The sequence below is a fragment of the Rhizobium sp. J15 genome, assembly GCF_002531825.1.
Classification (GTDB): Bacteria; Pseudomonadota; Alphaproteobacteria; order Rhizobiales; family Rhizobiaceae; genus Rhizobium.
Genome location: NZ_NWSX01000006.1, coordinates 73,623 through 87,592 on the forward strand (window position 1 = coordinate 73,623; position 13,970 = coordinate 87,592).

At 60.4% G+C, this 13,970-nt stretch carries 10 protein-coding genes and 1 riboswitch; of the genes, 3 read left to right on the forward strand and 7 right to left on the reverse strand.

Annotated elements, in window-relative coordinates; all coding sequences use genetic code 11:
• Positions 1-30: 30 nt before the first annotated feature.
• Positions 31-182, reverse strand: a riboswitch (FMN riboswitch).
• A gap of 117 nt (positions 183-299) precedes the next feature.
• From hupB to clpP, 4 genes are all read right to left on the reverse strand, one after another.
• A complete protein-coding gene (gene hupB / locus CO670_RS06825) occupies positions 300-575 on the reverse strand; it encodes a DNA-binding protein HupB (RefSeq protein ID WP_003558438.1) in 276 nt (91 codons plus the stop codon).
• A 206-nt stretch (positions 576-781) separates the two neighbouring features.
• Positions 782-3,199: an endopeptidase La gene (lon, locus tag CO670_RS06830; RefSeq protein WP_097589558.1), complete on the reverse strand. Its 2,418-nt coding sequence runs from the start codon at positions 3,197-3,199 to the stop codon at positions 782-784.
• Positions 3,200-3,603: 404 nt separating this feature from the next.
• Positions 3,604-4,881 carry an ATP-dependent Clp protease ATP-binding subunit ClpX gene (gene clpX, locus CO670_RS06835; protein WP_004680013.1) on the reverse strand — a complete coding sequence of 426 codons (1,278 nt, stop codon included), beginning with the start codon at positions 4,879-4,881 and terminating at the stop codon, positions 3,604-3,606.
• 301 nt (positions 4,882-5,182) lie between these two features.
• Positions 5,183-5,812, reverse strand: a complete 630-nt coding sequence (gene clpP / locus CO670_RS06840) for an ATP-dependent Clp endopeptidase proteolytic subunit ClpP (RefSeq protein WP_003573944.1) — start codon at positions 5,810-5,812, stop codon at positions 5,183-5,185.
• Between the two features lie 223 nt (positions 5,813-6,035).
• On the opposite strand from clpP, the gene CO670_RS06845 reads away from it, so the two are divergent.
• Positions 6,036-7,466 carry a GGDEF domain-containing protein gene (locus CO670_RS06845; protein ID WP_176538883.1) on the forward strand — a complete coding sequence of 477 codons (1,431 nt, stop codon included), beginning with the start codon at positions 6,036-6,038 and terminating at the stop codon, positions 7,464-7,466.
• A 147-nt stretch (positions 7,467-7,613) separates the two neighbouring features.
• Complete coding sequence (locus tag CO670_RS06850) at positions 7,614-8,858, forward strand: cytochrome P450 (RefSeq protein ID WP_097589560.1); 1,245 nt, start codon at positions 7,614-7,616, stop codon at positions 8,856-8,858.
• Between the two features lie 120 nt (positions 8,859-8,978).
• Here CO670_RS06850 and CO670_RS06855 read toward each other — a convergent pair whose 3' ends face one another.
• Together CO670_RS06855 and CO670_RS06860 are read right to left on the reverse strand one after the other, a co-directional pair.
• A complete protein-coding gene (locus CO670_RS06855) occupies positions 8,979-11,105 on the reverse strand; it encodes an EAL domain-containing protein (RefSeq protein ID WP_097589561.1) in 2,127 nt (708 codons plus the stop codon).
• A gap of 233 nt (positions 11,106-11,338) precedes the next feature.
• Positions 11,339-11,689 (reverse strand): cupin domain-containing protein, encoded by a 351-nt coding sequence (locus tag CO670_RS06860; RefSeq protein WP_097589562.1) that lies wholly within the window; start codon positions 11,687-11,689, stop codon positions 11,339-11,341.
• A gap of 294 nt (positions 11,690-11,983) precedes the next feature.
• Here CO670_RS06860 and CO670_RS06865 point away from each other — a divergent pair, with 294 nt between their 5' ends.
• Positions 11,984-12,718 carry a phosphotransferase gene (locus tag CO670_RS06865; protein ID WP_097589563.1) on the forward strand — a complete coding sequence of 245 codons (735 nt, stop codon included), beginning with the start codon at positions 11,984-11,986 and terminating at the stop codon, positions 12,716-12,718.
• A 68-nt stretch (positions 12,719-12,786) separates the two neighbouring features.
• On the opposite strand, the gene CO670_RS06870 is transcribed toward CO670_RS06865, so the two are convergent.
• Positions 12,787-13,857: an acyltransferase gene (locus CO670_RS06870; protein WP_097589564.1), complete on the reverse strand. Its 1,071-nt coding sequence runs from the start codon at positions 13,855-13,857 to the stop codon at positions 12,787-12,789.
• Positions 13,858-13,970: the final 113 nt, after the last annotated feature.

Genomic DNA, 13,970 nt, shown 5'->3' on the forward strand with positions numbered 1-13,970 from the left:
GCCGGCAGTCCCCTGCCCGCACGCGGCCATGCTCATTCTCTTTCATCCGGACTATACCGTCGGCTCCGGAATCACACCGGATCTGCTGACCCCTCCCGCGCGACAGCTTGGGAAAGCGCTCGCGGGCTCGGGCCGCAGCCCTTACCGCCGGTGGGGACTTTCACCCCGCCCTGAGAACAGCATTGTTGGTAAAACAAAGCGCTGCATGCGGCAAGCGGCAAACGAAAAGGGGTCCGGCAATGCCGAACCCCTCGAAATCCTGCTCAGCCGTTCTCGTTTACGGCCGGCGGATGATCAAATCAGCCGTTGACGGCGTCCTTCAGGCCCTTGCCGGGCGTGAACTTCGGCACGTTGCGGGCCGGAATGTCGACTTCAGCGCCGGTCGACGGGTTGCGGCCCTTCGTTGCAGCGCGATGAGAAACGGTGAAGCTGCCGAAACCAGCGAGGCGGATATCGCCCTTGTTCTTGAGTTCGGCCTGGACAACGTCGAAAACCGCGTCAACAGCGGAAGCCGCGTCAGACTTCGTCAGTCCTGCCTTTTCGGCCACTGCGGACACGAGTTCATTCTTGTTCATGTTTCCACCCCTTTCTAAATGGTATGAAACGACTCAAATGTAAGCTAGGCGCAGAATAGGTTTCATCAGGCCCGCCGGAAACCCAAAAGCCCTGCAAATCAAGGAAAAGCAAGCGTCTCCATGACGTTTTCACAAAAAAGGCTGGCGTTTCCGCCGGCCTTTTCTCGTCTTTTGCGCGAATTGGGCACAAATGTGGCAAATGCCACTCAATGCGCTATGGCCGCGCCCGTGTCGTCGAGACCTTCGACCGAGGTGATGACGGGCGTTTCCACCGTGCCATCCCACTCGATCGGCTCCGGCCGGCGGATCAGCGCGTGCTTGATCACCTCGCCCATCCGGGAGACCGGGATGATCTCCATGCTGTTCTTCACGTTATCCGGGATCTCCGCCAGATCCTTGGCGTTCTCTTCCGGAATCAGCACCTTCTTGATGCCGCCGCGAAGCGCTGCGAGCAGCTTTTCCTTGAGACCGCCGATCGGCAGCACACGGCCGCGAAGGGTGATCTCACCGGTCATGGCCACATGCTTGTTCACCGGGATGCCGGTCATGATCGAAACGATGGCGGTCGCCATGGCGACACCGGCCGAGGGGCCATCCTTCGGCGTCGCGCCTTCCGGCACGTGCACGTGGATGTCGTTCTTTTCGAACATCGGCGGCTCGATGCCGAAATCGACGGCGCGCGAGCGGACATAGGAGGCCGCTGCCGAGATCGATTCCTTCATCACGTCCTTCAGATTGCCGGTGACCGTCATGCGGCCCTTGCCCGGCATCATCACGCCTTCGATGGTCAGCAGCTCGCCGCCGACTTCCGTCCAGGCAAGACCGGTGACGACGCCGACCTGATCCTCGCCCTCGGCTTCGCCGTGGCGGAAGCGCGGGACGCCGAGATAATCGGCGATGTTGGCGGCCGTCACGTGAACGGACTTCGTCTTGCCCTTGATGATCTCGGTGACCGCCTTGCGGGCGAGCTTCATCAATTCGCGTTCGAAGCTGCGGACACCGGCCTCACGGGTATACTGCTGGCTGATCGCCATCAGGGCATCGTCGCTGACCGAGAATTCCTCGGGCTGCAACGCATGTTCCTTGATGGCCTTCGGCAGCAGGTGCCGCTTGGCGATCTCGCGCTTTTCATCCTCGGTGTAGCCGGCGATACGGATGATTTCCATGCGGTCCATCAGGGGCGCAGGAATGTTCAGCGTATTCGCCGTCGTGATGAACATTACGTCCGACAGATCGTATTCGACTTCCAGGTAATGGTCCATGAAGGTCGAGTTCTGCGCGGGGTCGAGCACTTCGAGCAGGGCCGAAGACGGGTCGCCGCGGAAATCCATGCCCATCTTGTCGATTTCGTCGAGCAGGAAGAGCGGGTTGGACTTCTTCGCCTTCTTCATCGACTGGATGACCTTGCCGGGCATCGAGCCGATATAGGTGCGGCGGTGACCGCGGATTTCGGCTTCGTCGCGAACGCCGCCGAGCGCCATGCGGACATACTCACGGCCGGTCGCCTTGGCGATCGACTGGGCGAGCGAGGTCTTGCCGACGCCGGGAGGGCCGACGAGGCACAGGATCGGGCCTTTGATCTTGGTGGCGCGGGCCTGCACGGCCAGATATTCGACGATGCGTTCCTTGACCTTGTCGAGACCGAAGTGATCGGCTTCGAGGATCTTCTCGGCATTGTTGAGATCAGCCTTGATCTTCGACTTCTTGCCCCACGGAATGCCGAGCAACCAGTCCAGATAGTTGCGCACGACGGTGGCTTCGGCCGACATCGGGCTCATCTGGCGCAGCTTCTTCAGCTCCGCATCGGCCTTTTCACGGGCCTCCTTGGACAGCTTGGTCTTGGAGATGCGCTCTTCCAGTTCGCTCATCTCGTCGCGGCCTTCCTCGCCGTCGCCGAGTTCCTTCTGGATCGCCTTCATCTGCTCATTGAGGTAGTATTCGCGCTGGGTCTTCTCCATCTGGCGCTTGACGCGCGAGCGGATGCGCTTTTCGACCTGCAGGACCGAAATCTCGCCTTCCATGAAACCGAGCGCTTTTTCGAGGCGGGCCTTGACGCTGGTGGTCTCCAGCATCTCCTGCTTTTCGGTGATCTTGATCGACAGATGCGAGGCGACTGTATCGGCGAGCTTGGAATAATCGTCGATCTGGCTGGCGGCGCCGACAACTTCCGGCGAAATCTTCTTGTTGAGCTTCACATAGCTCTCGAATTCGGAAACGACCGAGCGCGACAGAGCTTCCAGCTCGACCGGATCGTCATGCGGCTCCTCGAGCACATGGCCGAGCGCTTCGTAGAAATCCTCGCGGCTGGTATAGGCGTCGATCTCGGCGCGGGCGCGGCCTTCGACCAGAACCTTCACGGTGCCGTCAGGCAGCTTGAGCAGCTGCAATACGTTCGCCACGGTGCCGACATTGTGAATCGCGGAAGGATCCGGATCGTCGTCACTGGCGTTGATCTGCGTGACCAGCATGATCTGCTTGTCGGAGCCCATGACCTCTTCGAGCGCGCGGATCGATTTTTCCCGTCCGACGAACAGCGGCACGATCATATGCGGGAAAACCACGATGTCGCGCAAGGGCAGAACAGGATATGCGGTGCTGCTCGCTACAGACGTTTTCTTCGTCATTTTATGTCCTTTCCATCGTCCCGTTGCCGGGCTCTCTGCACGGCCGCTTGGGACCGGCCGGCACTCTCACTTGGCTCTACAAGTGGAGGTTCTGACTACGCTTTTCAAGCCACGCTAACGCCCGCGTTCCCCGGATGTGACAGCTTCATTACAACGGAACGCCAACACTATGAAACGCGTGGCTGGACCGGCGCTTACCACTTCCGACCCGGCTAAAATACAAACGCCAGCAATGGCTCACGGAATCGCTGCATCTTTGCCAAGCACCGCCCCTTGCGCAACATCGGCAAAGGCAATTCCGGTTCCCACCGGTAAAATACTAACAGCGCCTCGCATGGTTTTTCAAATAGAAAGGGGCCTGCCTAAGGCAAGCCCCTTAAAATAATGGTGCGAAAGCCACAAGATTACGCGGAAGCGTTGGCTTTTTCTTCCTGACGATCGGCATAGATGTAGAGCGGACGTGCCGAACCGCGCACGACTTCCTCCGAAATGACGACCTCGCGCACGCCTTCCAGCGTCGGCAGCTCGAACATCGTGTCGAGCAGGATCTTCTCCATGATCGAACGAAGGCCGCGGGCGCCGGTCTTGCGCACGATCGCCTTGCGGGCGATCTCGCGAAGCGCGTCCTCGTGGAAGGTCAGTTCCACGTCTTCCATCTCGAACAGGCGCTGATACTGCTTGATCAGCGCGTTCTTCGGCTCGGACAGGATCTGGATCAGCGCATCCTCATCGAGGTCTTCGAGCGTCGCCAGAACCGGCAGACGGCCGATGAATTCGGGGATGAGGCCGAACTTGACCAGGTCTTCCGGCTCCAGTTCGCGCAGCACTTCGCCGACGCGGCGGTCGTCCTGGGCCTTGACGGTGGCGCCGAAGCCGATCGAGGTCTTCTCGCCGCGAGCGGAGATGATCTTGTCGAGGCCGGCGAAAGCGCCGCCGCAGATGAACAGGATGTTCGTCGTGTCGACCTGCAGGAATTCCTGCTGCGGATGCTTGCGGCCGCCCTGCGGCGGAACGGAAGCGACCGTGCCTTCCATGATCTTCAGAAGCGCCTGCTGCACGCCCTCGCCCGAGACATCGCGGGTGATCGACGGGTTGTCGGACTTGCGCGAGATCTTGTCGACTTCGTCGATGTAGACGATGCCGCGCTGCGCGCGCTCGACGTTGTAGTCGGCTGCCTGCAGGAGCTTCAGGATGATGTTTTCCACGTCCTCGCCGACATAACCGGCTTCCGTCAGCGTCGTCGCATCGGCCATGGTGAAGGGAACGTCGATGATGCGGGCGAGCGTCTGGGCGAGATAGGTCTTGCCGCAGCCGGTCGGGCCGACGAGCATGATGTTCGATTTCGCCAGCTCGACTTCGCCGTTCTTGGAGGCGTGCGCGAGGCGCTTGTAATGATTGTGAACGGCGACCGACAGGATCTTCTTCGCCTGCCGCTGGCCGATGACATATTCGTCGAGGACCTTGATGATGTCCTGGGGCGTCGGAACGCCGTCACGGGACTTGACCATCGAGGACTTGTTCTCCTCGCGGATGATGTCCATGCACAATTCGACGCATTCATCGCAGATGAAGACGGTCGGTCCGGCAATCAGTTTCCGGACTTCGTGCTGGCTCTTTCCGCAGAACGAACAATAGAGGGTGTTCTTGCTGTCGCCGCCGTTGCTGCCGCTGACCTTGCTCATATCACTTTCCTTCCAGCACGCCGCATTTCAAGGCGAAATCGCGGTCCACTCTATCAGCTCCTGGCGGCACTCCGTTGCCGGAGCCTTTGCCGAGAAGGGCTTCAGGGGTACGAACCGGTCCCAGTCAATCATGTGCGGGTCCCGGCGGCAACGAATTCCCCTTCGAATGCCGAATGCTATGTCATAAAAATTCAACATAGCATTAATAGTTACTATTAGCGTCTTCGTCGCCTGATGAAAGCCTTGTTCGATCACAAATGAGATAGAACTGTGGCGGCAAAAACACCATCCCAATTAATTACTAGGCCTGCTCGCCTTCCATCTCGAGGCGCGACGTCAGAACCTTGTCGATCACACCCCAGCCCTGGGCTTCGTCCGCATCCATGAAATGGTCACGATCGAGCGTCTTTTCAACTTCCTCATAGGTGCGGCCGGTGTGCTTGACATAGACCTCGTTGAGGCGGCGCTTCATCTTGAGGATGTCACGGGCGTGGCGCTCGATGTCCGAGGCCTGGCCCTGGAAGCCGCCGGAGGGCTGGTGCACCATGATCCGGGAGTTCGGAGTGGCGAAGCGCATGTCCTTATGGCCGGCCGCCAGCAGCAGCGAGCCCATGGAGGCCGCCTGACCGATGCAGAGCGTCGAAACCGCCGGCTTGATGAACTGCATCGTGTCGTAGATCGCCATGCCTGCGGTGACGACGCCACCGGGCGAATTGATGTAGAGCGCGATTTCCTTCTTCGGGTTTTCCGCCTCGAGGAAGAGAAGCTGGGCGCAGACGAGCGTCGCCATATGGTCCTCGACGGCGCCCGTCAGGAAGATGATGCGTTCCTTCAACAGGCGGGAATAGATGTCGTAGGAGCGTTCACCGCGGTTGGTCTGTTCAACGACCATCGGCACGAGGGCCATTGCGGTATCGACTGGGTTTCTCATGTGCGTCCTTTGTCAACGTCTCGCCGGCCGACGCCGGGAATCAAAGAAAATGTCTTATCCCTACATAGAGTGTCCCTGCCCTTCTCTTCAAGACACGCATGAGGATAACGTTAAGAAGGCAGGGCAAGGCGGCTAAGCTTCGGCTCCGGCAGCCTCTTTCTCCCAAACCCCTGATGACGACGAGCCCCGGGCGCCGTCTCCCCCGGCTTTTCTCCATGACAGGATGAAGAAAAGCTTACTCCATTCGACAGTGCTCACACACGTTTACCCCACGGAAAGCCTACCGGCAGATATCGGCGCAAAACCATGCCGCAGTGCAGCGGCATTAAGGAAGTGGCGAGCTTCCTCGGCAAGGATGCAGCCTGACAGAAAAGGGCCGACAGACGAGGGGTTTGCTGCCGTGTTCAATATCGCTACAGGTCTCGCCATCTGGTGCTCGGAGGCCATGACACTCGCCTTGGTGTTGTTCGTCGCATGGCGCCACAACGTCAAGAACGAGGCCTATCTCTATTGGGGCTTCGGCTTTCTTTTGACCGGCATCGGCTTTGCGATGGTTGCCTGGCGCGGCCAAATCCCCAGCGTGCTTTCGATAGAGGCGGGCAATGCCATCGCGCTTCTCGGGCAGAGCGCCTGGGTGGCGGGTTTCCTCGCGCTCGACCGCAAGAAGATCGAGTGGTGGGCGCTGCTTCCGCCGGTGATCTGGCTGGCGGGGATCTTCCTGCCCTGGGTCAACGACGACTATTCCAACCGCGTCGTCCTCTATAACCTCGCTTCGGCGACAGGCGCCACGGCGCTTGCCATGGCGGTCGCCGCCGGCGACATGCGCCGCGAGCGCACCCGCGTCAAGCTGATGGGCGTCTTCGTCATCCAGGGCTGCCTTTGCTTCGGATCGGCACTGACGATGGCGCTGACACTGCCGAGCGAGATCGACGCCACCAATCTCGGCGGCGCCTCGGCGATGGCCAGCGCCTTCCTGCTCACCATCGCCTTCGCGCTGACCTGTCGGCTGATCATGGAGCGCTCCGAACGGCACCTGCGCGCGCTGAGCCTGACCGATGCGCTGACCGGCGTACTCAACCGCCGCGGCCTGCTCGGCTATTTCGACACCATTCAGGAAAGAGCCCATGACGAGCAGCGCCAGGTCGCGGTGCTGCTTTTCGACCTCGACCATTTCAAGCGCGTCAACGACCGCTTCGGTCATCAGTCGGGCGATGCCGTGCTCACTGCCTTTGCACGCATGGCCCGCCAGTATATTCCGAACAATATCTTCGGCCGCATGGGCGGCGAGGAATTCGCAGCCTTCGCCGCCGTCGCTGACCAGACGGAAGCCGAGGCGATCGCCGAAGCAATCCGCACCGAGTTCTGCCGCCTTCCCGTCAGCACCGGCGAGGCGATCGTTCCGGTCACCGTCAGCATCGGCATCGCACTCGCCTCTTCGATCGAAGCCAATATCGACAAGCTGATTTCGGCCTCCGACCGGGCGCTCTATGCGGCGAAAGCCGCCGGCCGCAATTGCACGGTCACGTTCGGCGAAGCGGAAGCCGCAGCGCCAGCGCCGGCAATGCCGAGCAGCACCGCCGGCGAACTGGTGCCGACGGTTGACGATCAGGTCGAGGCCCTGCGGCGCATGAGCACGCTGTCGCGGGCCGGCTAGCCTGACAATCCCGAAAACCGGAGTCGATTCCCGGGGTTGGGCACAAGTTTTAAAGCGGCTGGCGCGCCTGCGAGGCGCGCAGCCGTCGAGGCCGGTTGCCTCGCCTGCATCTTTTCGAGACCGGGCAAATCCGCTAAGCCTCAGCGCATGACGATACCGCCCTTCCTCTCGATCGACCCCGCCAGCCGCCATGTCTCGCTGGATGCCCGCAATCCGGCCTTTTACGGCAATCCGAACGCCGTCTATGCGGCGCTTCACGCCCATTGCCCGACCTTCTATTGGAAGGAGCAGCAGCAGTGGTTCTTCACCGGCTACGACCACGTGAACGGATTGCTGCGCGACCGTCGCTTCGGCCGGCAGATCCTGCATATCGCCAGCCGCGAGGAACTCGGCCTTGCCGAGCCGAGCCCTCATCTTGCCAGTTTCGATCTCTCGGAACGCTATTCCCTGCTCGAACTCGAACCGCCGGAGCACACGCGGCTGCGCACGCTGGTAAACCGGGCCTTCGTGTCCCGCCATGTCGAGAAAATGAAGCCGGAGCTCGCCGAGCTTGCCAACCGACTGATCGACGGCTTTGCAGACCAGCGCGAGGTCGAGTTGCTCGCGGCCTTTGCCGACATCATCCCGGTGACGATGATCGCCCGCATGATCGGCATTCCCGAAGAGATGGGGCCGCAGCTGCTCGCCTGGTCGCATGCCTATGTCCGCATGTACATGTTCGGCCGGACGCGCGAGCAGGAGGACGAGGCCGAACGGGCGGCGAAGGAATTTTCCGACTATGTCAGGACCGTGATCACAGAACGCCGCGCCGAACCGCGCGACGACCTGCTGACCCACATGATCCATACCGAGCATAAGGGCCAGTATCTGACCGAGGAGGAGCTGATTTCGACGACGATCGTGCTGCTCAATGCCGGGCACGAGGCGACCGTGCACCAGATCGGCAATTCCGTGCGCACCATCCTCGACAGCGGTTCAGATCCGGCGGCGCTCTTCCGGGACGAGGCGGCGACGGAGCGCACCGTCGAGGAGACGCTGCGCATATGCGCGCCGGTCCACATCTTCCAGCGCTGGGCGCTCGAACCTGCCGAAATCGACGGCGTCTCCTTCAAGCGCGGCGATAAGGTCAGCCTCATCCTCGCCGCCGCCAATCTCGATCCGGCGAAATTTACCGATCCCCTCGCCTTCCGGCCCGACCGCAACGAAGCGGCGAACCTCTCCTTCGGCGCCGGCATTCATTTCTGCATCGGCGCGCCGCTGGCGCGGCTGGAGCTCAACGTCGTACTGCCGATCCTGTTCGAGCGACTTCCCGGCCTCAAGCTGGCGAAGACACCGGTGGTCAAGGACGTCTACCATTTCCACGGGCTGGACCGCCTGGATCTGCGGTGGTGATCAAGCCCCTCGGATATCAACCATAACGACCGGTGATGTAGTCTTCCCTGCGCTTGTCGCGTTCCGGCGACGTGCTCTCGCGTCCGTCCCCGCGCAGCGTGCCGCCGCAATCTGGCGGCGTTACGCTGCTTGTTCCTGAAGCTTGCTGGATATGTCGAGCGCCGACATCGGCTTTCCGATCAGGTAGCCTTGCAGCTGGTCGCAGCCGGCCTCCCGCAGGATCGTTGCCTGGCGCGAATTCTCGATGCCTTCCGCGGTAACGGGGATCTGCAGAGCGGTCGCCAGAGAGATGGTTGCCTTGAGGACATCGGCACCGTTGGAGGCCTGGTCGAGAGCGGATACGAGCGAGCGGTCGATCTTCATCCGATCAAACCCGAACTGCCGCAATGCGCCGATGCTTGCATAGCCGCAGCCGAAGTCATCGAGAGCGAATTTTATGCCGACCTGCTTGAGGTGATCGATCGACCGGCGGGCCTGATCCGGATTTGTCATGAGAACGCCTTCGGTGATCTCCAATGTCAGGCGCCGCGGATCGAAATCGAGATCCTCAAGGAGCGAGATCACTTCGTCGGCAAATTCCGGATTGCAGAGCTGGACCGGCGAAACGTTCACGGACAATGCCAGGCCGGGCCAGTTCCTGGCATGCTCGATCGATGTTTTCAGCATATGAACGCCGAGCGCGTCGATGAGGCCGCATCTTTCGGCAAGCGGAATGAAAATCTCGGGGCTGATATTGCCCGCTGCGGTGCGCCAGCGCGCCAACGCTTCAAGGCCGGTGACCGCGCCCGTCGTCGCAGAGACGAGAGGCTGGAAAACGGCTTCGATCGCACCATTGCCGATGGCGCTCTTCAACAAGCTTTCCAGTTCGGCGACCCTTTGACGCTCGCGATCCAGCTCGGGGTCGTATTCGATTGCCCTGCCCCTGCCATTTTCCTTGGCGCGGTAGAGCGCCATGTCAGCCCTGCGGAGAAGCTCCAGCGCAGGGATGTCCATTTCACGCGCGGCGGCGCCGATGCTCGCGCCAACCTCGATCGTTCGTCCGTCGATTTTGAAGGGCTCGGCAAACAGCGCCAGGATAGTCTCTTCTATCTCTTCACGTGCGGCGGTTCCAACCTGCAGCAGAGCGAACTCGTCGCCTCCGAGCCGCGCCGCGGCGACGACTTCGGGATGGCAGGCGCTCAGCGCCTTCGAGACGATGCGGATCAGGTCATCTCCCACCGCATGCCCCCAGGCGTCGTTGACGGCCTTGAATCCATCGAGATCGACCAGATAGAGCCGGGGCGGCGAAAAATCCGAACCTTCCAGCTCTTCCAGGAGGGCGAGAAGCCCATGCCTGTTCAACAGGCCGCTCAGGCTGTCGTGGTTCGCTTCGAAAATCGCCGCCTGCGCCAATTGGTTCAGGCGCCGCGCCTCGGACGCGCCTACCAGCAGAACGCCTGCCAGGAACAGCACAAGGATGATGACGGCGGCCGCGACATAGGGATAGACCCCCTGAAACACGGCGCTACCCGGCGCCTTGCTCGGCCAAACAAGATGGCCGATGACGCTGCCCTTCAGGTCGGTGATCGGCGTATTCAGGAAACCCTGCTCGGGCGCGGTCGCAAGGCGCAACCCTTCGAGTTCATGTTCGCTCGAAAGCGTGGCGAGAACTTCCGCGTTAAATTCCTTGTAGAAGCTCAGCACGCTGAGCTTGGGAAGCTCGCCTTCTTTCTCGAACGGCTGGATTGCCTGTGACGCGATCAGCGCGATACCCGTTTTGGTCTTGATGAAATTGACCACCGGCGCCTGTCCGGAATCGGCTGCCTTGTCGACCTGCCGATAAAAGGATGCGCCGAAAAAAGTGCCGGGCTGGAAAGGCTTGCCCTTGGCATAGGCGGAGATGATCGACGAGCGGTCGGGGCCGATCACGATGGCGCCGTCATAGAGCGGGTAGTCCGCGCTGGTTTTACCCCAGTTCTCATAGGCCCAATCCGCTGCACCAGGAGCCGAGATCGCCTTATAGGCATCATCCCATACGGCATTATCGGTCGTTGTCGCGCTCAGGCGATCGACAAAGGCTGCGACCGCCGCACGGGCGGCGCGCGTGGCCCTGGCATCGTCGATCTCGTTCGCCGACCGGGTCATCGTCGCGACGACATGGGCCATGAGGCCTGTCAGTGCGAGAGCGATGACAAGGAAGCAAACGGTTGTCGCAATGATGGAAAACGTTTGGGTGCGAACGTGCTTACCCGCAAGATTCGACGACATGCCAATCCCGGAAAGATGAATTGTAAGGCCATGTCTGTGGTGACGGCAGGAGACATCATGTCCGCAATGCGCTGCAGATAAGGTCTACCATTTGACGATGTAGGCACCCTTAAAGAGAATGATCAAATGCCGTCTATCCGCGAAAGAGAAGCGGCGATTTCAGGAAAACCGGCCCATAATCGCCGCAAACCGGGACAGAGCCTGCATGGCAAGAGCGGGTTTGCAGCCGCTTCCTAAACCTTGATCACATAATCCTTGCGAGTCGTTTCAACGACTTCCCAGGTTCCCTTGAAGCCGGGTCTCAAGATCATCCGGTCGCCCGCCTTCAGATGAACCGGTTCGCCGCCATCCTCGGTCACGATCGAATGGCCGGACAGCAGGCTGAAATATTCCCATTCCTCATAGACGATCCGCCACTTGCCCGGCGTCGCCTCCCAGATGCCGGAATAGAGGCCGCCTTCGGCCTCCTCCAGATTCCATGTGCGGAATTGCGGATCGCCGGAAATGATGCGGCCGGGCTCGGGCGCGCCAAACTCCGGTTCGACGCCATCGGTGCTGAAGGTAATGAAGTTCCTCACGGCCATCGCAGACCTCTCCGATATCAATGTTCTTCGCAGCAAATATTTGTCGGGTCGCAATTGTAATCGTTATATTTTTCAGGTGCGATCGCAGCTTACCTCGCAGGCAGCGTTGCAATTGCTGCGAGCTCGACGAAAGATCTACCGCAACAACGATTAAAACCTTCCAGACACGCTTTCAACAAGGATGAAGAGCATCTACATCGCCTCATACCGAGGAGACATCCCGGACAAGACCAGTCGAAACGAACGTCAACCGACCCAGGGAATGGTAGACCCGAGGGACTCTAGGAGCGTTTGATGGGGTGGGAAGCGCTGGAGCTGTGGGGGAAAGATGCGGTTCGCATCGAAAGGCTCTCTGGCGGAGTTGCCAACGATGTCTGGAGCGTGCGCGTCCACGGGCGGCTTGCGGTCGGTCGTTTGGGTACCAGGAGCGACGCCGATCTCGCGTGGGAGGCCGACCTCCTTCGCCATCTTGACCGCGAAGGGCTGAGCGTGCCGGTGCCGATCCCGGCGACGGATGGAAGCCTGTTCGCCGACGGCATTATGGTGATGGAATATATGGATGGCGGACCACCTGAGACGGAAGACGACTGGCGTCGCGTCGCCGAGACACTCCGCGAGTTGCATCGGTTGACGCGGGGTTGGAAGCAGCGCCCCGGCTGGCGGTCCTCGACTGATCTCCTGCACACCGAAACCGGGACGAGGATCAACCTTGCAACGATGCCGCCAGATGGCGTCGCGCGATGCCGAGCGGCGTGGGCGCGGCTTATCGGTCGCGAGACGAGCGTCGTCCACGGCAACCCGACCAACCCTGGCAACATCCGCATGACCGCGAACCGGGTCGCACTGATCGACTGGGATGAGTCGCATGTCGACGTCCCCGATCTCGACCTCGCCCTGCCCCACAATGCCGCCAGTCTCGAAGGCACAGCGTATGACGTCGCCGCACAAGCGTCGGCCGCGTGGGAAGCCGCCGTCTGCTGGGACGACGACTATGCCATCAGGCGACTTGCAGAAGTGCGAGCAGTCTAAGCAACGGCACCGAGGGGCGGCCTCTCCCCAGACGCTTCAATCAACTAGCGACGGGCGTGGGTTCATCATCACTGACTAACAGGCTGTCGTTGGAGAAATGAGATTCGCTTCAAGCGGAGCGCATGCTTTTCCAAGAGATGCCATGAAAGCCATCCGAACAACAACGCTGTCGGCAGGGAAAGCGCGAACACGCTCCACGGCGTGCTGTATTGGCCGAGCGCATGGTTCACCACCTGCTCCACCGGCCAGCCATAGAGATAGGTGCCGTAGGAGAGGTCGCCCAAGCGGTCGAGCGTCGGCAGGCGTATGATTGGCGAGGTTGCGATGTAGACAAGCGGATAGGCGAACAACATGGGTCCGTAGATATAGTCGGGCCAAACAGCGACGCAGAGCAAACCGAGCGCCACGAAGACCACCGCCAGGACAATATTTGGCTGCCACCTTTCGATCACGAACCAGAGAAGCGAACCGCAGAAGAAGAAGGGAGCGATAAAAGTGAAATCCGTGATCAGCTTTCTGTCCGGCCACGGATGGTCGAAGAAAAGCTCCCACGTGACGGCCACGGCGAGGACAAGCGCCATCAACGGCGCTCGCAGGAGCCCGATGGCCATAAATGCCGCAAGGATGAGGTAGCAGAAGATTTCCTGGCTGATCGTCCAAAGAGAGCCGTTGGTGAAGGTGGCAAGCCAGGAGATTGCCGGATCATAAAACTGCACTTTCGGCAGGACCATGCCGTAGCTCGGATTGAGCACCGAATACACTGTCGTCCTCACGTGATACGACCAGCCCAGGTAACCACCGATGCCCAACGGGCTGAAAAAGGGACCTAAAACATACACGCTGAGCAGCGTGCAGACGACAAGCGCCGGATATATCCGAAGCATCCGCCGCCAGAGAAAACCACCGACGCTGCCAAACTGCGCGCTCTGCGTGACGAGGAAGCCGCTGGTGATGAAAAACGCGTAGACTCCGAATCTGCCAAGATTCCTGCCCTCGCCGAGCAAGCGCATGAAGGGCTCGTTCGCCGAGGTCTTTTCCGAGATAAGGAAGGCATGCGAGAAGATGACCATGGAGGCTGCAATGAGCCTGATCATGTTGAAGTTCGGGTAAAATGGCTTCGTGACTGCAGGCCCCTGCATGCGAGCCCCCGCTCCCTCAAGGTTTAACAGATCATTAAGGTGGGTTTTGAATGTTGTCACGACCGTGGTGAAAATAGGAGAGATAACCTCTGATCCGCCGAAATACGCCTCGG